The following is a 20272-nucleotide window of genomic DNA, read 5'->3' as shown; positions in this document are numbered from 1 at the left end:
TACAATCGAATCATTTAGCATCATCCCGTTGGGATATTGAAAGATTGCGCAAACGCATTTCAATTCCAGTCGCCAAGGCAACAACCAGAGAGTCGCCGAATGAATCGCGTGGAATTGGCTTTTTCCAACGAACTATTGCTGGACCTCGCGCGATGCATGATTCTTCTTCGCACGTTCGACGAACGGTTGGTCGTCTTTCATCGGCACGGCCGTGTTGGCAATTGGCCATTGCTCCGCGGGCACGAGGCCGTTCAGGTGGGCGCGGCGCGAGCACTCCGCCCCACCGATTGGATATTTCCCTCGTACCGTGAAGGCGGTGTGGGAATGCTTCGCGGATTGTCCCCCTCGATTCTTTTCGCCGCCGCCCGCGGGCACCATTGCGGCTTTTGGGATCCGCATCTTCATCGCGTTGCCCCACTCAGTGTTCCCGTGGGATCGCATATATCGCACGCCGCGGGTTTCGCGTGGGGAGAGCGGCTGCGCGGGCGCGATACGGTCGCCCTCGTCTTTTTCGGCGATGGTGCCACGTCGGAAGGAGATTTCCACGAGGGGGCAAACTTCGCGGCACTGACCGAGGCGCCGGTGGTCCTCCTTTGCAGCAACAACCAATGGGCCATCAGCACGCCGCTGGAGAAACAAACGCGCGCCGCGCGGATTGCCGACAAGGGCGCGGGCTATGGCATCCCCGCGGAGCGCGTCGATGGGAACGACGTCGTTGCGGTGTACGAGGCCGTGCACCACGCGGCCGAGCGTGCACGTCGCGGCCAGGGGCCCACGTTGATCGAATGCGTCACGTACCGCCCTTCTGGACACGCCGTCTCGGACGACGCGGGCGAGTACCGCGACGAAGCACAAATGGCACGGGCACGCGAGCACGATCCCGTCGAGGCGTTCGCAGCACGACTCGTGCGCGATGGCATTGCCCTTCACGAGCAACTCGCCGCATTCCACGGTGAGGCGCGCGACCGCATGAACGAGGCCATCGCCGAGGCGGAGGCCATGCCCGCCGCTGACGTGGATCTGCTCTTCGAGAACACCCTGGCGGAGGTTCCACCCGCACTCGCGCTCGATCGTGAGCTCGTGCGCCGCTTGGCCGACAAGGCGACAAGGCGGGCACGATGAGCGTTCTCACCTTCGTTCGAGCCATCAACGCGGCGTTGCGCGAAGAGATGTCGCGCGATCCGAGCATCGTTCTATTGGGACAGGACATCGGGCGCTCGGGCGGCGTCTTTCGAGCGACGGCAGGCCTGCAGCGCGAATTCGGCGCGGAGCGGGTTTTCGACACCCCGGTTTCCGAGGCGGGCATGGTGGGCACCGCGGTGGGACTTTGCATGGCCGGGCTGCGTCCCGTCTGCGAGATACAATTCGATTCGTTCTCGTATCCGGCGATGAATCAGATCATCGCGCACGTGAGTCGCTATCGCTGGCGAACGCGGGGCAAGGTGAGCATGCCCATGGTGCTGCGCATGCCCAGCGGCGGCGGCGTTCGCGCGCCGGAGCTCCACTCGGAGTCGCCCGAAGCCTATTTTTGCCATACCGCGGGCCTCAAGGTCGTCGTTCCTTCCACCCCGGCCGATGCCAAAGGCCTCCTGGCATCCGCCATTCGCGATCCGGATCCCGTCGTTTTCTTGGAGCCCAAGAAGCTCTATCGCTCGCTCGAGGGCGAGGTGCCCGATGGCGATCATACGACGCCGCTGGGCAGGGTGCGCACGGTACGAACCGGCAAAGACGTTACCTTGATTGCGTGGGGCGGCATGGTCGACGTAGCCGTCAACACGGCGGAGCTCGTGGCCCAGCGCGGTATCGAATGCCACGTATGCGATTTGCGCACGCTCTCACCCCTCGACGAAATCGGGATGTTGCGGGCGTGCGCATCGGGGAGGATCATCGTCATTCAGGAGGCCGCGCGATCGTGCAGCGTGGCCAGCGAAGTGGTGGCACGCATCGCCGAAAGCAGGGACGTCCGCCTGCGTGCTCCCATTCAACGGGTCTGCGGCTTCGATGTGCCGTACCCCTTTCCCGAACTCGAAGAACATCACCGGCCGAACGTGGCGCGCGTCGTTCATGCCGTCAAACGCGCTTTGGGAGAATGGAAAGATGGGAACGTTGTATCGTCTGCCCGATCTCGGTGAGGGCATCAGCCGGGCATCCATCGTAAATTGGTACGTGCGCGAGGGAGAACACATCGAGCCCGAGACGCCGATGCTCGCCGTGCTGACCGACAAGGCCACGGTGGACATTCCGGCGCCATGCGGCGGCATCGTCCGGCGCATCTTTGCCGCGCCCGAGCAAGTCGTTGCGGTGGGTAGCATCCTCGTCGACATTGGTGCGGCGGACCAGGCAAACGAGGCTCGTTTCGAGGAGACGGTGCGGTTTGCGTCCCACAACGAGGGCGAGTACGCCGGGCTTCTCTCGAGCTTTCCGCCGCCGCCGCCGCCACCGTCGTCGGTCCAGCCGCTGTCGTTCATGCCCCCGAAGGGCACTCACCAGCGCATCCCTTTGAGCGGAGCGCGACGGGCGGCCGCGGAGCATCTGACCTTCGCCCAGCGCATTCCCTCGGTCACCGTGGTCGAGGAGGCCGACCTCACGACGCTCGATCGCATTCAAGGGGCCTCGGGGGTTGGCTACATCCCATTCCTGATCCAGGCTGCTATTGCGTCATTTGGAGAAACGCCGCTGGCGAATGCCGTCTTCGACGAAGGGCGGAACGAGCTGCTGGCGTACGACGATGTCCACGTCGGCGTCGCCGTGCAAACGAACGATGCGCTGCTGGTTCCCGTTCTCGCCGACGCCCAAACGTTCACGCTCGACCAACTCGAAGAGCGTCTCGTGTCGCTGGCCACCGAAGCGCACGAGCGTCGCCTCAAACCGGCCGATCTCGCGGGGGCGACGTTCACCGTGACCTTTGCCGGGCACGGTGGCGGTTTGCTCGCGACGCCGCTGCTCAATGCTCCGCAGGTGGCGATTCTGGCATTGAATCGCCCCACACGCCGGCCCGCCGTCGTCGACGACGAGCTCACCGTCCGCAATATGGCTTATCTCGCACTGACCTTCGATCATCGCGCCCTCGACGGGCGCGCAGCCGGCAAGTTCCTGCGCGATGTTCGCGATCGCCTCTCCGATCCGCTCCGAGCCATTTCCGCCGGGGAGTTCCGTTAGCTGGGGCGCTAAAGTCAGCGAGCGTCACCAAGAGAAGAGGAAACCGCCAGGACGCCAAAAGAGAGGCGCCAGGATCGCCAGGTGAACCAACAATAAACTCTCGACTTTTAGGGATTTATGTTGGTTCAGTTGGCGATCCTGGCGGCCCCTGGCGCCCTGGCGGTTTCCTTCTTCCTGTTCGAGAATCGTGCTCGCCCGTTCAAAAGCGGCCGACGATGCTGATGCCGCCCGGGGTCACGCGGGCGGCCGTCTCTCCGGAAGCCGCCTTGTCGGATTTGCGCAAGCTGAAATAGAGCGCAATGCCCCCCGTGAGGACCGTGGCTGCGACCAAACAATCGGCCGCGATGGAAAACGTTCGCGTCTTGTCTCGGGCGTCCTCCACCTGGCCGCTGGTTGCCCCGGGACGATCGATGATGTCGTTCTGATCCGCGTTGGCCCTGAGGGCCAAATACCCCGTAACACCCGCACCAACGGCGAGCGCTCCGGTCAAACCCCACGCCACGTAGGGAAGGGCACTGCCGCCGCCCTCTTTCTCCTTGGCGCCGGGTGCGGGGAGCGCAACCAGCTCGAAGCCCAGCGATGCATTGTCGCTGCCGGCCAGGACGATCGACTTGGTCTGGGGGAAAAAGCCGTTCTTGCTGGCGGTGATCTTCCGGGTTCCCGGATTGAGCAAGACCTTCTCCGGTAGGGGAGTCTGCCCCACCGCAACGTCATCGACGGAGATGGCCACACCAGGCTCGCTGCTCGAAATGGTGAGCGAGGCAATATTCGGTCTGAGGCTCTGAATTTCCTTGTTCACCGATGCGTGGCGCTCCTCGGCAATCTCGTCTCGACCTTCGGCCAAGTAGCGCTGGAAGGCGCGGAGGGCGCCGACATAGTCGTTGGATGCCTGATAACAAAGGCCGATGTTGTACAAAATGCGGTAACTCGGCGCGAGCTCGTAGGCGCGTTCGAGCTCGATGCGGGCGGCCACGGGGTTGCCTTGCTCGTAAAGCCGCAGTCCACGATTGTAACGTTCCCGTGCCTCGTCCAGCTTGGCCGGATCGACCGTGGCCGACGGCGCCGGGCCCTGGGCACGGGCGGCGATCGGCGAAGAAACGAGCGAAGCCGCCAACACCAGGGCGACGTAATGCGAGGTCCTCTTCATTTGTTCCGAATCTAACTCCACTGCGAAAAGTTGGGCTCCAAATCGAAACTCTTCGGCATTGACGGTGACGGACTATCCACACCCAAGACGCTTAGGACGACAGGCATGCAATCACCTCGTCCAGCGCGGCTCCAAATAGAGGAGGCGTACCGTCTGGTTGCCTGCAGAACACCATGGCCTCGTTGGTGTAGACCGGAACAGTATGGGCCAGCGCGATCTTTTCGTGTGCCTGGTAAAGATCGAAATAACGAAAAACCGTATCGGGACTTCCAACGATCCGTTCGGCCACGGCACGTGCGGCTATATCCGGCAATCGGATTGGCGGATTGTCCCTCCCCAGAGGTGGTGGAGCACTGCCACTCAGCGACCACCACAACTCGTGCGTGAATCCGGCGAGAGGTTCGTCGGGCGCGGAATGCCTGGGGAGCCATGGGTCGAAAAGGACCACGCCTTCGATGTCGACACCGCCTTGCACGGTGAGACGTTGCGCCATGGCCAGCGCCACGAGTGCACCGAATGACCAACCGCCGAGTATGTATCGACGCTCTGGAAACGCGTCGAGCAGTACGTCCGCATAGGCGACGACCATTTCCTCCACGGAGCTATGCGATGCGAGCCCCTCGTGAACGGCCGGAGGTTCGAGTCCGAAAACGGCGCCATCCCCTGGAAACCGGCGTGCGAGCTCTCGATACCCGTCGAGCCGCCCGAGGAGGGGATGAACCAAGATTCGCGGCGGGCCAGCCCCCTCGCGAAGACGAACGAGGGGCCCGTGAGCGGGCCGCCGCAGCAATCGGGCGGCGCGGGCGAGGGGAGGGGAGGCGAGAATCTCGCCGACGGAGACGTCGAGCGCGGTGACGTCGACGCCCAGGGTGTCGGATGCAAACCGGACGAGCGCATGCGCCGGAACGGAAACGGCCATTCTCTGCGCGAGCGCCGAGGCGACGTGCGCCAGCATCTCCGGTGAGTCGGGGACGTTCGCGCCTTCGGTCTTGCTGGCCTCGAGGCCTGGATCGAGGGCAAGACTGCCCACGAGGCGCTCCGGCTCCGACGCGAGAACGGCGAGCGTCGTCGTGACGCTGCGAAGAAGCGCATCGATCGTGCGCGCCTCGAATCGATCGACGTCGAACTCGCAGCCGAGGGTATCCGCATCGTCGTGGCGCAGCAGGAGGATGCGAAAATCGCGCGGCGACCAACCGTGGTAGATGGGGCCGAATCCACCTTCGAGCCCCGCGAACGACAGGCGCCCGAAGTCGTGCTCGAACTCGCTCATCCCCAGCGCGGATAGTCGCGCGTGCAGCTCGGGATCTCCCAGTCGCCCCTGTGGAAGTGGAAACGCGTGCACTTGCACGATGGTGTTGAAGAGCGGCGCCGCGCGCACGCCGTGGGCTGCCACGACCGCGCCGGCCACCCGCTCGAAGGGGAGGCCTGCGTGCTCGTGGAGCACGGTCATCAATGACGTGTTCACCTTGTCGAGTAAAGCGCCGAGCGAAAGATCGCGTGCGGCCTGGCAACGAAAGGGGAGGTGGTTGACGAAGGGCCCCACGCTGCCTTCGAGGTCGTGGCGTGAACGGTCCGACTTCACCAGCCCGATCACCATGTCGTCCTGGTCGGCCCATCGCGCGAACGTCGCGCACGCCGCCGTGACGAGAAGGGGAAAGAGGGTGACGTTGTAGCGCCGCGCGCAATCGTCGAGGGCGCGGGAAAGGTCGTTCGCCATGGGGAGACGCCGTCGGTCTCCACGGCCGCGGGCGAATTCCGGTGCCGGACCATCGTTGGGAAAGTCGATGTGCGCCGGGGCGCCGGCGAGCGCATCGCGCCAGTAGGCCGCATCGCGATCGGCATCGCCAAGACGGGCCGCTTCCTCGGCAACCAGGTCTCGCCAGCGCGGCAACTTCGGTTTGCGCGGGAGGGCGCTTCCGGAAGCCAAGGCTGCGTAATCCGCGAAGAGCTCGGGCAGCATGATCCGGAGAATCGACCAGCCGTCCAGGCAGATGTGGTGCGCAATCACCACGAGAAGGTGCGCGTCATCGGCCACGCGCAAAAGGCGCGCTCGAAGGGGAGGCCCCGCGGCAAGGTCGAACGGCTGCCGCGAGAGCCGCATGACCCGCGCGCGCACCTCCGCGTCTCGGGCCCCGGCGGGGATGGCCGTGAGATCCTCCGCGGCCCCCAGGAGCTCGAGGCCATCGGGAAGTGGCGTCTGCGTGGGCACGCCGTCGTGCAGACCGAACGACATACGGAGGCATTCGTGCCGGGTGATCAAATTGCCAAAGGCGCGAAGCAAGGCATCTTCTCGGAGTGTGCCGCGCAGATAAATCCCGTAGCCAATGTTCCAGGCGGTGCTCTCGGGCGCAAATTGCTGCGCCATCCACATGCGCCGCTGGGCAAACGACAGCGGTGTCCACGCGAGCTCCGGTGCATCCGCCCCGGCGGGCGCGAATCGCTCGCGGGTAACTCCGCGGCGCTGCTCGAGCAACCTCCGCAACTTCGCTCGGGCATCCGAGGAGACGACGCTTTTCGACGTCTCCTCGGACTTTCCCGTCCAAGAGCTCATGTTCGAAAGTTATCATGAGAAGGCAATGCGCAGCTATTCGCATTTGCGCTCTCCTCATGAAGAAAAAGAATCGCATCCGCGTCGCGACGATTCTTGCGACAATGCTCTCCCACACCGTTTTCGCCGCCGCCGTGCATGGCGCATTGGACGGCACGGAAGAGCGCCTCCGTTGCACGGCATCGCTCGCGTGCGCACTGGCGGGTGTGCTCTTTTTCGCCCTGCGCATCGGGGCATGGATCGACGATCCACGGAGAAATCCTCATTTCGTGACCTTCATCGAGCTTCCATTCCTCGTGCACTGGAATGCGTGTGCACTCGGCATCGTCCCGTGCGCCCTGGTATTCGCCATTCGCACGTTCGGGTATCAGGGCCCCCATCCGGGAACCATTCTTTCTCTCTATACCTGGATTTACCTCCTCCTAATCCCAATTGCCGCTTATGGCATCTTCGTGCGGCGGCGGCGGATCGTCGTGCATGAACTGGATGTTCCCATCCGAGGACTCGATCGGCGCTTCGACGGATACCGGATTGCGCACCTCTCCGATCTTCATATTGGGAACATGACGCCGGAGGCGTGGGGAAGAGATTGGGCGGCGCGGGTCAATCGTTCCGCGGCGGATATCGTAGTCGTTACGGGGGACTTGATCGTGGGCGGATCGGATTTCCTCGAGGATGCCGCCGCCGTGGTCGGCGCGATTCGCGCTCCGGGAGGCGTTTTCGTATCGCTGGGCAATCACGATTACTTCGGGGACGCCGAACGCCTGGTGTGCGCACTTCGGCATCGCGGTGCGTACGTACTTCGCAACGAGGGAATGCTTCTCATCCGCGATAAAGCGCGCCTCTACCTTGCCGGAATCGACGATACTTGGACCCAACGCGACAATCTCGAACGCGCCATGGCCGGTTGCCCGGCTGGCGTACCCTCCGTGCTTCTATCGCACGATCCCGAGCGCTTCGATCAGGCGGAGAAAGCTGGAATCCCGCTTACATTGAGCGGGCACACGCACGGAGGGCAGGTCGCCATCCCCTTTTCGAAGGGGCACCTCTCGTTGCTTCATCTCCTTCACCCCTTTCCCTCGGGCCTTTATCGCAGGCGCCGCTCCTCATTGTACGTCCATCCTGGCCTGGGCACCTCGGGGCCGCCGATCCGATTGGGGGTCGCCCCGGCCATCGTCGTGCATACCCTGCGGACGCATTGAATACCGGAAATAAGATTTGCGAACAATATTAGTGGACGCCACCTCGGCGGATGCTGCAATAGAGGGCGCATGGGAATATCGAATCTTCGAAGTTCGATGTTGGGGTGGTCCATCGTCTTGGCGGCGGCAGGGGGATGTGCAAACGAATCCCGTGAAGAGCAAGATCCCATCGTGGCCGCCGAGCGCGAGCTACAGGGCCTGGGCATTTCCGTCGACATCGACTTACCGAACCCGCTCGATAAATTGGATGCGCTTCGCGGTGCTCTCCTCTTCTTCACGGACGTGCCGCAACTCGAAGGAAATCGGCGATCGTGTGCGACGTGCCATCGGCCCGAAGATGACTTCGCGCTGACGCCTCAAACGGCCGAGGCGCGTTACCAAGCCTTGCTGCGAGCCCGTCGGATCGATCCCAAGGCGGACGATCCGCTCTTCCGGTCGATTGACGCGGATGACTTTGGAAACGACTTCACCACACTGCGCACGAAAGGACTCATTCGAGTCAGAGTTCCGCTTCCCCCGAATGTGCGGCTCACGGACGATCCCGCGGCGACCGAAGTGGACATCTTTCGCGCGGTGCCCACGATTCGCAATACGGCATTCAGCCAACCCTTTCAATTCGACGGAAGGGTCGCCGCTCTGGAAGCGCAAGCACTCACCGCCTTCCAATCGCATGCCGAGATCAAACGACAACCCGGGGATGAGTTCCTCCGTCGGATCGCGCGTTTCGAGCGCACTCAGTTTTCGTCGTTCGGCGTACGAATCCTGGAGGGCGAGCTGTCGGCGGGAAATCCGACCCCGCACGATCCCGATCCGCCGCTCACCCCCCTCGAGCAAAAGGGCAAGGAGCTCTTCAAGGACTTCTGCGGCGGTTGCCACAACGGCCCGACACAGACGGTCTTTCGCGAGAAGCGATTGGTCCCCCCGTACGACGGGTCGAATCTTCCCACCTTCACGAATGCCGGCGTATCCGCCCCTGAACCGCCCGGGTTCGATTTACCCCAGAACAACGGACTCCCGATTCGCCGTTATACGATCACGCTGCCCGATGGTAGTCAGCAGATCAGGGAAACCGACGACCCGGGGCGGATTCTCATGACGGGAAAGATCGAAGACTTCGATCGATTCGACATTCCTCCTCTCTATGGCGTGAGCAAGACTGCGCCATACTTTCACAACAACAATGCAGCCACGCTCGAAGATGTCATGATTCACTATCAGCGCCTCTTTCGTTTCTTCGCGCGAGGGCTCAAACATCCATTTCCCGAATTGTCCGACGCCGACGTAATTCCATTGCTCGCGTACGTGCGCAAGATTTAGCGATATGGGGGTTACCATGGTGCGAACGTTTTCTCGTGTCGCCGTTCTTACGGCCATGTCTTTCATCACGCTCACCGTGAGCTCGTGTGTTGCGCTGCTCGGGCAGAACACCACCCAATGCGACAGCACGGCCGATTGCACGGCGCGCGGACCGGATTTCGCCTCGACGGTTTGCAACAGCGATCATCTCTGCCAGGCCATCACCGATGAAACCCGATGCGACACGAGCGCTACCTGCATGGCAAGGTATGGGGCGGATGCGCCGCATGTCTGCGACAAGCAAACGCATCGCTGTGTCAAGTTGACCTCGGAGGATTGCACCACGCCGCTGGCGGATTCCAGCGACTACGCGAACGACAGCACGATCTACCTCGGCTTGATGATGCCGATGACGGGCACGCAAGCCTCGGCCGCCGCGCCGATCATCAATGCCGTCGATCTCGCCCGGAAGGACTTCAAGCTGAACTCGAACACGGGGTTGCCGCCCGCCAAAGAGGGCGGGCCTCGGCGTCCACTGGCGTTCATCGTCTGCGACGAACAAGTGAGTTTCATGCGGGCGGCGCATCATTTGATCGACGATGTCCACGTTCCCGCGATCATCGGCCCCTCGTTCAGCTCCAACGTGGCCAAACTCTCGACCGACTACGCAGCCGGTGCGGACGTGCTTCTCATGGGGCCCACCGGGGGTGCGGCGCTCATCACGACGCTCGATGTGCGCCCGAAGGGGAAGCGGCTCGTCTGGCGCACGGTTCCCTCGGACACCGAGCACGCACGCACGCACGCCGCGCTCGTCCCCGTGATCGAGAAGCAGCTTCGCGACGCCGGGGTCATCGCCGCCAACGAGGCCATGAAGGTGGCGCTCCTGCACCGTGGCGACAATTTCGGGAAAGGCCTCGCGAGCACCGTCTTCGACAACATGCGATTCAACAATGGCAAGACGGCCGCCGAGAACTTGGCCGACGAGAAGTACGCCGACGTCGATTATGGAGATCCCAGCACGGACCCCAATCCTGACACCGGATATGCCAAGGCCATCACGCGACTGAAAGATTTCGCGCCCCATATCATCCTCGCGGGCGGAGCCGATGAAATCAGCCAGAAGATCCTGGGCCCCACCGAATCCAACTGGACGGCCACGTATCGGCCTCGATGGTTGAACATCACCGGCGCCACGCTCACGGGAAATCTTCTCGCCACCGTCAACGCGCAGCCTGCGTCGAAAGGCCTGCGCACGCGAATCGTGGCCACGGCCGCCGGCCGAACCGGGCCTCTCTATTCCAAGTTCACGATTCTCTACCAAGGGGCCAACGAGGGCGCGACGCCGAGCTTTTATGCGGCCGGCGGATACGATGCGACCTATCTCCTGGCCTACTCCATCGTTGCGCTGGGGGATCAACCGCTCACCGGCACGGCCCTGGCAACGGGATTGGAGCGACTGATTCCGCCGGCCCCGGTGGTGGCGACGGGCGCCGACAGCATCTCGAAAGCATTCGACGCGCTGACGCGCAATCAGAGCATCGACTACGATGGCGCCATGGGCGCGCACGATTTCAATCCCGCCGTGGGGGAAGCGACGAACGACATCCAGATCATCTGCATTGGAGCCGATGACAGTGGTCGGGCGGCCAACTTCCGGCCGTCCGGCGCCTTCTATCGGAACGGAGTCATTACCGGAACCGTCGCCTGTCCATGAGCGACGATTCGGTTTATGTCATGGGACGCTCCGACGCGGAAACGGAGCGTCTGCGCGCACAGTCGATGCTCTTCGACCCTACGACCCGCCGCCTCTTCGAGCAGGCGGGGATCTCGACGGGGATGAAGGTGCTGGACGTGGGCAGCGGAGGCGGTGACGTGGCTTTGCTCCTCGCGGACCTCGTCGGGCCCACCGGGCAGGTCATCGGTGTCGATTGCCACGACGCGATCTTGGAGAAGGCGAGGGCGAGGACTCGGCAGCTCGGATTCGACCACGTCTCCTTCCTCCAAGGCGACATACGGACCATCGCGCTGGACGATGACTTCGACGCCGTGGTGGGACGCCTCGTTCTAACGTACATCCCGGAGCCGGCGCGGTGGGTGCGCCACCTCGCAGCCCACGTTCGCCCGAACGGAATCGTGGCATTTCAAGACATCGAATGGTCCATCGGACCGGTAGCCTTTCCGCCATCGTCCCTGCTTTCTCGGGTGTGGGACTGGGCGCCTCCGGCGTTCGAGCGCGCGGGGCTGGAAACGCGGATGGGGCTCAAGCTGTTTCGCGCCTTCGTCGATGCCGGGCTGCCTGCTCCTCGAATGCACGTCGAAGCGCCCGCGGGTGGTGGCACCGATTGGGCGGGCTACGAGTACATCGCCGCCGGCCTGCGCAGCATGCTCCCGGTGATCGAAAGGTTCGAGCTGGCCAGCGCCGCGGACGTCGGCATCGAAACGTTCGCGGCGCGGCTGCGGGACGAGACCCTGGCTCAACACGGCGTCCTGATGCTGCCGCCCTTCGTGAGCGCGTGGTCCAGAGTGGCGGGATCATCCCTCTAGCTGTTGCGTCAGGGCCCCGACATTCGCGTCAGAAAGTTCGTCGATGTGGTCGAGCAGGAACTGCTCGAAAAGTTCCACGGTAAGGTCGGCGATGTTGCGACCTCGCAGCAGGGCAATCGTATTGAGGGCGATGCCGAGTTCCGCTTGAATCGCGTTCCTGAGCTCCATGGCCGTCAGGGAATCGAGCCCGAAGTGGTTGATCGGGGCATCGGTCGTCAGCTTCGACGGCGCGATCCTCAGCACGCGGGCCACGCTGTCGAGCACGAATTGCCCGAGTATTTCTCGTCCCGCAAGGGGCTCGGCGAGGAGCCGCTGGCGAAGGCTCGAAGGGCTGTCCGAATTGGAGGCCGCCCGCGAGATGGGGTCGAAGGGGAAAACGCCGCATTGAGCGATGCGGGACTGGAGCAGCACCTCGAGAGCGCGCAGCCCCTGTTCGGTGGTCAGCGACGTCCCCGCCCACGATGAAAGCGTGCCGTCCTCCGCGCGCGATGCGACCATCCCCACCTCCGACCAAGCAGCCCAGTTGATGCTCAGGGCCGGAAGTCCGAGCCCCCGTCGTGCGTGGGCGAGGCAGTCCAAAAATGCATTGGCGGCGGCGTAGTTTGCTTGCCCCGCCGAGCCGAGGAGCGATGCCCCCGAGGAGAACAGGACGAAGAAATCGAGCGGCAGCTCCCGGGTCGCCTCGTGCAAATGCCACGTGCCCGCGATCTTGGCCGGCAACACCGCGCGGAAACGCGGCTCGGTCAACTGGTCGATCGTGGCATCGGCCAGCGTTCCCGCCGCGTGAAGAAGACCGCGAACGGGCGGCATGCGCGCGGTGATCTCGGCGAGCATCGCGCGGAGCTCGTCGCGATGTCCGACATCGGCATGGAACACCTCGACGTTTGCCCGCTCGCGCAAGCCCTCGAGGACATCCGAGCGAGCTCTCGACTTGCCCCTCGCGAGCAGGGCAATATGACGAGCCCCCCGCTCAACGAGCCGCCGCGCGCATGCGAGACCGAGCCCGCCGGTGCCTCCGGTAACGAGGTACGTGGCGTCCGGCCGAACGTGCACGTCGTCCGGCGCGAACGACCCGACGTTCGCGCGCGCCAATCGAGCCACGTAGCGCATGCCATCGCGGTACGCGATTCGGCCGTCGCGCTGGCCCGGTTGCGTGAGCTCCTGCAACCATGGGCGAACGTCCCTTCGGGCGCGCGGGTCGAGATCCAGGCGGCTGCAGGAGAACTCGGGGTGCTCCAGCGTGAGTACCTTGCCGAACCCCGCGAGCGGCGCCTGCGCAGGCTGGACAGGGGCATCGCCCAAAGGCACCGCCCCCGATGTGACGAGCCAGAGTCTCGGCCGCGGTTGCGTGGCCTGCAACGCGTGCGTGAGATGCAGCGCCGAAATGCACCCGAGATCCGTCGCGATCTCCAGTGATTCGACGGTCGTCTGCTCGAACGGCGCCACATCGAGGCTCCAGAGATGCACCACACCGGCGCAGGGACGATCGGCGAAGCCCTCGGCCAACAGACGCGCGTAATCGTCCGCCCGCGTCGGTCGAATTCGGTACGCGTCCGGTTCGATCTCTTCGTACCCATCGCTGGCGTACACGAGAAGGCAGGCTTCGCCGCGCTCGGCCAGGGCCGCACGGAGTGCGGTCGCGGTTCCGGAGCGATCGGCGAACACCAGCCATTTCGCCTTGCTCGGAATGGAGTCGGTCGTGAGCGGGGCGCAGGGCAGGGGTTCCCAGGCCTCTTCGTAGAACCAGTCCGCCACCCGCTCTCCGGATGGCGCAGCCGGGTCGATCCGGCGGAGTCGGACACCGCGCAATTCGAGCGCGATGTCGCCGTTCTCGTCGAACAGAAAGGTATCCCCGCCGGGCGAACCGTCCGCACCGTAGCGGACGACGGCATGGGCCCAAGCCTTGAAGCCTGGCGCGCGATGAAAGCAAATCGAGTCGATGCCAACGGGTATCGCCAACTCGGGCCGCTGGAACAAACAGGCGACGGCCAGGCATTCGACGGCGCCCTCGATCAATGCGGGGTAGAGGCAGAACCCTCGAGCCTCGGAGCGCAGATCGCTGGAGATGGCGACACGGGCAACGGCCTCGGATTCGCCGCGCCATAGCTGCTCGAGGCACACGAAGCCACGATCGAGCTCTACGCCGACGCCGCCGAGGAACGCGAGCCAATCCGCCTGGCGAACGTGCTCGGGGCAACGCTGGCGGATGCTCTCGATGTCCTGGGATGCGACGGTCTGCGCAGGCACCCGCCCCGCAACGAGGCGCACCGAGGCATGTTCGATGCGTGCGGTTGCCTCGGCATCGAGACCGCGGCTGCCGAATCGCAAGAGCACGTCTCCGGATGGCTCGCGCTCGGCCACGGCTTCGAGCTCGCGCGGCGGAACGAAGACCGAGAGCAGACGCAGATCCTCCACGGCCACGCCATCCAGGCTGCCGAAAATCTCGTGGGCGGCCGAGAGCGCCATTTCGACGTACACGGCGCCCGCCATGACGGGTTCGCCGTGAATCAGGTGATCGCCGAGCAACCCGTCCGCGGTCAAACGGTTGCGCCATCGAAACGAGCCCCCGGCGGTGGACTCGACCCGCCCGAGGAGCGGGTGCTCCATGGGCTCGCGGTGCCCGGGTCGACTTCGGCGTTGCCAGTACCGCTCGCGCTGCCAAGGATAGCTTGGGAGCGGCACGAGGCGACGTTTTGGAAAGAGCTGCTCCCAGGAATGGTCGCACCCCGCGGCATACAGCGCACCAACGGCGGAGAGAACCGCCGGCCGCTCGCCGCCGTCGCGGCGCAAGGATCCGACGACCACGGTCTCGGGCGGCAGGCAATCTCGCATCGACTTGGTCAACTGCGGGTGCGGACCGATCTCCAGGAAAACGTCGGCGCCCGTCGCGGCCAGGTGCCGGATCGCCGCTTCGAACTGCACGGGTTCGGACAGGTTGCGACCCCAGTAGGCCGGCTCGAAATCGCCCGGCGCGTAGGTGCGGCCCGAGACCGTCGACACCAGATGGACCTTGGGCGCGTGAACGTCGAGCTCCGTGAGCGACTGCGCGAGATCGCGGGCGAACGGCAGCATCTGCGGGCAGTGCGACGGGTATTCGCCCCAGAGCAAGCGAGCAAACAGGCCGCGCTCCTCCAGGCCTCGAACGACGTCGACGAGGGTAGGGCCGTCGCCGGCAAGAACCACGGATTTGGGGCCGTTGATTCCGCTGATCCATACGCGCGTTCCGAGGTGCGGCACGGCGCGTTGCACCTCGGCGACGGAAAGCTCGACGAGCGCCATGCGGCCGCTGCCAAACGACGCCTTCATCACGCGGCCCCGGGCGAGCGCAATGCGCAGGCCGTCCTCGAGGCCGATCGCACCGGCCACGTGCGCGGCCGCGATCTCTCCAAAGCTGTGCCCGACGATGGCATGGGGCACGACACCCCACGACGCGAGGAGCGCCGCCACGCCGGCCTGCAGCGCGAACGTCGCCGGCTGGGTGACCTCGGTTGCATCGATTCGGCTGGCCGCGTTGTCCGGCGAGAGCTCCTCGAGCAGCGACCAGCCGGCCTCACGACGAACCCGTTCGTCGCACCGCACGAGCACGTCGCGAAAGACCGGCTCGGATAAGAGTCCGTGACCCATGCCGCGCCATTGACCGCCTTGTCCTGGGAAGACGAACACGAGCTGCCTCGAGCCGGTCTCGTGACGCCCAGTCGCCACGGTCGCGAGGGGCTGGCCGGCGACGAAGGCGTCGAGGCCTTCGAGCAAACCGCGGCGATCGGTGCCGACGACCGCCAGCCGGTGCGTGAGGTGCGCGCGCCGGGCGCCGGCGGTGTAGCAGAGATCCGCGAGGTCCGTACAGGCCACCGTGTTGCGGAACGCCCGTGCGCGGGCCTCCAGAGCCGCGGCGCTCGAGGCGGAGATCAACAGCAGCCGCTCGGCAGGCCCTTCGTGGCGGTCCGGGATCGCCACCTCCGGCGGAGCCTCCACGATGACGTGGGCATTCGTGCCACTGAGCCCGAACGAGCTCACGCCGCCGATGCGACGGCCCGGCGGCCACGAAATCGTCTGCGTCGGGACCACGACCGGAAGCTCGTCCCACGCGATGTCCGGGCTCGGATCGCGGAAATGCAGATGCCGCGGGATCCGACCATGACGAACGGCCAGCAGCATTTTGAGCAGGCCCGCCAGGCCCGCCGCACCCTCGAGATGACCGAAGTTCGTCTTCACGGAGCCCACCACGAGCGGGCTCCGGCGTCCTTCGCCCAGCGCCGTCGCCAGCGCCTCCATCTCGATCGGATCGCCCAGCGGCGTGCCCGTTCCATGCGCCTCGACGGCCGCGACATCGCCAGGTTCCAGGCCCGCCGCCCGAAGCGCGTCGCGAATGACGTCCCGCTGCGCAAGGCCATTCGGCGCGGTCAAGCCGTTGCTTCGGCCGTCTTGATTCACCGCCGAACCGCGAATGAGCCCGACCGCGTCGTGGCCGTTCGCCACGGCATCCGAGAGCCGCTCGAGCACGAGGACCACGCATCCTTCGCCGCGGGCGTATCCGTCGGCCGCGGCGTCGAACGTCTTGCAGCGCCCATCCGGGGCCATGGTCTTCAGTGCGCAAAAGTACGTCGTGTTGCTCGGCGACAGGAGCAAGTTGACGCCACCCACCAGCGCCACGTTGCACTCGCCGAGTCGGAGGCTCTGGCAGGCCAAATGCACCGCCACCAGCGACGACGAACATGCGGTGTCGATGGCGATGGCCGGCCCCCGGAAGTCGAACACGTACGCCATCCGGCCTGCGGCGACGCTGAAGTAGTTTCCCGTGCCCGAGTAGACGTCGGCCGGGTCCTTGGTCTCGGCGTAGTCGCTCGCGCAGATGCCCACGAAGACACCGGTGCGTCCGCCGGCGAGGCCTCGGGGCGGCAGGCCCGCGTCCTCGAGCGCCTCCCACGCGACCTCGAGCAACAAGCGTTGCTGCGGGTCCATGGCCATGGCCTCACGAGGCGAGATGCCGAAGAAGCCGGCGTCGAACGCCTCGACGTCCGCCACCAGGAAGCCTCCGCGCGTCGTGTAGATCTTGCCGACGGCACCCGGGTTCGGATCGTACAAGGCCTCGAGTTCCGGCCAGCGTCCGTTCGGGACTTCGCAGGTCGCATCGACCCCGTCGCAGAGCAATCGCCAATACGCATCGGGCGACGACACACCGCCGGGCAGCCGGCACCCCATACCGACGACCGCAATCGGATCATGCACGTTCATCGGCGGTCATGATGCCGGCGCTCCCTCGAAAGCGAGAGAGCGAAACATGTCTTCCCAGGGCCTCCGCGGGCGGCTCCCGCTAGGTTCTGTCAGGCTTCCGTCAGGCTTCCGGCGGGCTTCTCCACGGGGTTTCGAAAAGTTTACATAATGCATCTTATGCGACATTCGAGCGGGGCAAAGCCCGGGGTTTTCTGCCGGTTCGTACGGCCCACGCTCACCGCCCCCGGTGCCACCGAGATCGCGTCACGGCGTTACGCGCACGTCGAACCATGGCCACGTGCGCCGCGTGGGATGTCATCGCGAAGACGCAGCGACATCGTGATCCGTTTCGAGACGTTCCGGATGTCGTCGTCGTGATGATGGCATTAGCGTGCCCTCATGCGACGACATCGATCCTTGATTGCGGGCGGATTGATCTTCGGTGTGCTCGGCGCCTCGCTGCCGGCCTGTGAGTCGACGTCTGGGACGCCGGCCGAGACAGCGGACGCTCGGACCGACGCACTGGACATCATCACGCTGCGCGATGGCACCCACGTCATCCAGAACTGGCGCATGCAATCCTCGGCGTCGCTCGACGTCGATGGCGACGTGCTCTCCGCACCCCGGTTCGACGACCGCACCTGGCTCACCGTGCCGGCGCGCTCCACCGTGATGGCCGGCCTCGTGGCCAACGGCCGCTACCCGGATCCGAACTTCTCGACCAACTTGCGCGACTCGGTCGACCCGGCCGACTTCAAGGTGCCCTGGTGGTACCGCAAGGAGTTCGTCGCGCCCCCGGCAGGCACCGCAGGCCACACGTTCCTGCGCTTCGCCGGCGGCGTCATCTCGCGGGGTGAGCTCTGGGTCAACGGCACCAAGGTCTCCGGCGTCTCGGGCGCCTCAGGCACCGACGACATCGCGGGCGCGTACCCCAGGTACGAGTTCGAAATCACGCATCTCCTGAGGCCCGGCCGCAACGCCATCGCCATCAAGGCCATGCCGGCCGACCCGTTCCGCGATCTCACGGTCAGCTTTCTCGACTGGAGCCCGCTGGCGCCGGACAACAACATGGGCATCTGGCGCGACGTCAGCCTTGTACGTACCGGCCCCGTGTCCGTCGCCAACCCGCGCGCACTCCCGTCGCTCGAACTCCCGGGCCTCGGCCGCGCCAGCTTGACCATCAAGGCGGAAGTCTCGAACCACGGCGACACGGCCACCGAAACCACCGTGGCCGCCATCATCACCGGTGCCGACCGCCCGATCCGCATCCAGCAACGCATCGCACTCGGTCCCCACGAAACGAAGACCGTCACATTCGCACCGGAAACCCATGCCGGCTTGCGGCTGGAGCACCCGCGCATCTGGTGGCCGGCGCAGTTCGGCGACCAACCGCTCTACGAGCTCGCGATGACCGTCTCCGCGGACACCTCGTACGGCTCCGACCGTGCCACGACGCAGTTCGGCATCCGCGATGTTCGCTCGGAGCTGACCCCCCAGGGCTACCGGCGCTTCCTGGTCAATGGCAAACCCTTTGGCGTGCGCGGCGGCGGATGGGCGTCCGATCTGTTCCTGCGCCCGCAGCCCGAACGGCTCGCCGACGAACTCCGTTACGCGCGCGATCTCGGGCTGAACACGATCCGCATGGAGGGCAAAGAAGAAGACCACGAGCTCCTCGAGCTCGCAGACCGCCTGGGCATCATGCTTTTGCCGGGCTGGGAGTGCTGTACCAAGTGGGAAAAGTACAGCACGTGGAGCGAGCAGGATTACCGCGTGGCCGGTGCATCGACGTTGGCCGAGGCGCAACGTATGGTCAACCACCCGAGCGTGCTCGGCTTCTTCATCGGCAGCGACAACGCCGCCACCGCACGCGTCGAGCAGACGTACATCGATGCCTTGCGCGCGGCCGATTTCCAGGCACCGATCATCCCGTCGGCGGCCGCGAAATCCACGCCGCAGCTCGGGGCTTCGGGCATGAAAATGGATGGCCCGTACTGGTGGATCCCGCCGCATTACTGGTACGAGGACAAGCTGGGTGGCGCCTACGGATTCGCATCCGAGGTGGGCTCCGGGCCCACGATTCCCGAGCTGGATAGCCTACGGCGATTCCTCACGCCGACGGAAATCGAGGACCTCTGGAGCAAGCCGAATCAGGCGCATTACCACCTGGCCAAGAAGGAAGTGTTCTCCAAGCTGGCCGTGTTCTCCACCGCGCTCGCCAATCGGTACGGTGCACCCAAGGACCAGGCGGACTTTCTGCGCAAAGCGCAATTGTCCAATTACGAAGCGAACCGCGCGCAATTCGAGGCGTTCGGGCGCGATTTTTCCGATACGGCGAATCCGGCCACCGGCGTCATTTATTGGATGCTGAACAATGCGTGGCCCACGCTCTATTGGCATCTCTGGGACCACAATCTGGCCACGGCCGGTTCGTATTTCGGCGCCAAAAAGGCTTTGCGGCCGCTCCATGTGCAGTACTCGTACGACGATCGCTCGATTGTCGTCGTGAACACGGGGCTCGAGGCGAAGGGCGGGCTCACGGTTCGCGCGACCGCGTTCGCGATGAACGGCACCGTGCTCTCCGACGAAAAGGCGTCCGCCATCGTGGCCGATGCCAACGCCGCCAAGCGGGTGCTCACCCTACCCGCGCCATCGGGTGCGACGGGCACGTACCTGGTCCGGCTGCTGCTCTCGGATGGGGATGGGGATGGGGATGGGGACGCGTCGGGGCGCGAGGTCGATCGCAACGTGTATTGGCTTTCGACGAAGGCCGATGTTCTCGACTATCCGCAATCGACGTGGTGGTACACGCCCACGGTATCGTATGCCGATCTGACCGGCCTCGAGAGCTTGGCGCCCGCCACCGTTGCATCGTCGTCGAAGACGTTCGCTACGGGTGAAGAGAATCTCGCCACCGAGGTGACGTTGCGCAACACATCGCAGGTCGTAGCCCTGGCTCTGCGTGCAAGTTTGCGCCAAGGACGCGACGGTGCGGAGGTCGTACCGGTGCGATGGTCGGACAACTACGTCACCTTGTGGCCCGGCGAGGCCATCACGTTGCGCGCCGACTACCGACGTTCCGATCTCGCAGGGAGCATCCCACACGTCCAGGTGTCCGGATTCAATGTGAGCCCGTGAAAGTCCATGGATCGTCGCATCGTCGCGAAA

Annotated in this window: 11 protein-coding genes; 8 read left to right on the top strand and 3 right to left on the bottom strand. The window is 64.9% G+C overall.

Annotated elements, in window-relative coordinates:
- Window positions 1–99 precede the first annotated feature (99 nt).
- Genes LZC95_20870 through LZC95_20860 form a run of 3 tightly spaced genes read left to right on the top strand, consistent with a single transcriptional unit; the run spans window position 100 to window position 3159 of the window.
- Window positions 100–1122, top strand: coding sequence for a 3-methyl-2-oxobutanoate dehydrogenase (locus LZC95_20870; protein ID WXA99263.1), 1023 nt, complete (start codon window positions 100–102; stop codon window positions 1120–1122).
- Entirely contained in the window at window positions 1119–2132 is a 1014-nt protein-coding gene (locus LZC95_20865; protein ID WXA99262.1) for an alpha-ketoacid dehydrogenase subunit beta, read from the top strand. The genes LZC95_20870 and LZC95_20865 overlap by 4 nt, the downstream gene beginning before the upstream one ends.
- Window positions 2098–3159 carry a 2-oxo acid dehydrogenase subunit E2 gene (locus LZC95_20860; protein WXA99261.1) on the top strand — a complete coding sequence of 354 codons (1062 nt, stop codon included), beginning with the start codon at window positions 2098–2100 and terminating at the stop codon, window positions 3157–3159. Before LZC95_20865 ends, LZC95_20860 begins: the two co-directional genes overlap by 35 nt.
- A gap of 199 nt (window positions 3160–3358) precedes the next feature.
- Here LZC95_20860 and LZC95_20855 read toward each other — a convergent pair whose 3' ends face one another.
- Together LZC95_20855 and LZC95_20850 are read right to left on the bottom strand one after the other, a co-directional pair.
- The gene (locus tag LZC95_20855; protein ID WXA99260.1) at window positions 3359–4306 is read right to left on the bottom strand and encodes a PEGA domain-containing protein; all 948 of its coding nucleotides are present in this window, start codon (window positions 4304–4306) and stop codon (window positions 3359–3361) included.
- Between the two features lie 91 nt (window positions 4307–4397).
- Window positions 4398–6857: a condensation domain-containing protein gene (locus tag LZC95_20850; protein ID WXA99259.1), complete on the bottom strand. Its 2460-nt coding sequence runs from the start codon at window positions 6855–6857 to the stop codon at window positions 4398–4400.
- 56 nt (window positions 6858–6913) lie between these two features.
- Between LZC95_20850 and LZC95_20845 the strand changes: the two genes are divergently transcribed.
- From LZC95_20845 to LZC95_20830, 4 genes are all read left to right on the top strand, one after another.
- Window positions 6914–8056, top strand: coding sequence for a metallophosphoesterase (locus tag LZC95_20845; protein WXA99258.1), 1143 nt, complete (start codon window positions 6914–6916; stop codon window positions 8054–8056).
- A 69-nt stretch (window positions 8057–8125) separates the two neighbouring features.
- A complete protein-coding gene (locus LZC95_20840; protein WXA99257.1) occupies window positions 8126–9373 on the top strand; it encodes a hypothetical protein in 1248 nt (415 codons plus the stop codon).
- Between the two features lie 55 nt (window positions 9374–9428).
- On the top strand, window positions 9429–11066 hold the full coding sequence (locus LZC95_20835; protein WXA99256.1) for an ABC transporter substrate-binding protein: 1638 nt from the start codon (window positions 9429–9431) through the stop codon (window positions 11064–11066).
- Window positions 11063–11896 (top strand): class I SAM-dependent methyltransferase, encoded by an 834-nt coding sequence (locus LZC95_20830; GenBank protein ID WXA99255.1) that lies wholly within the window; start codon window positions 11063–11065, stop codon window positions 11894–11896. Before LZC95_20835 ends, LZC95_20830 begins: the two co-directional genes overlap by 4 nt.
- On the opposite strand, the gene LZC95_20825 is transcribed toward LZC95_20830, so the two are convergent.
- Window positions 11885–17128, bottom strand: coding sequence for a type I polyketide synthase (locus tag LZC95_20825; GenBank protein ID WXA99254.1), 5244 nt, complete (start codon window positions 17126–17128; stop codon window positions 11885–11887). The two genes, LZC95_20830 and LZC95_20825, sit on opposite strands and share 12 nt — an antisense overlap.
- 378 nt (window positions 17129–17506) lie before the next feature.
- On the opposite strand from LZC95_20825, the gene LZC95_20820 reads away from it, so the two are divergent.
- Window positions 17507–20242: a hypothetical protein gene (locus LZC95_20820; GenBank protein WXA99253.1), complete on the top strand. Its 2736-nt coding sequence runs from the start codon at window positions 17507–17509 to the stop codon at window positions 20240–20242.
- Window positions 20243–20272: the final 30 nt, after the last annotated feature.

It is taken from the genome of Sorangiineae bacterium MSr12523 (assembly GCA_037157775.1).
In the GTDB taxonomy this organism is placed as follows: Bacteria; Myxococcota_A; Polyangia; order Polyangiales; family Polyangiaceae; genus Pendulispora; species Pendulispora brunnea.
Note: the sequence above shows the minus strand (reverse complement) of the source record. Positions and strands in the feature narration are given on the sequence as shown.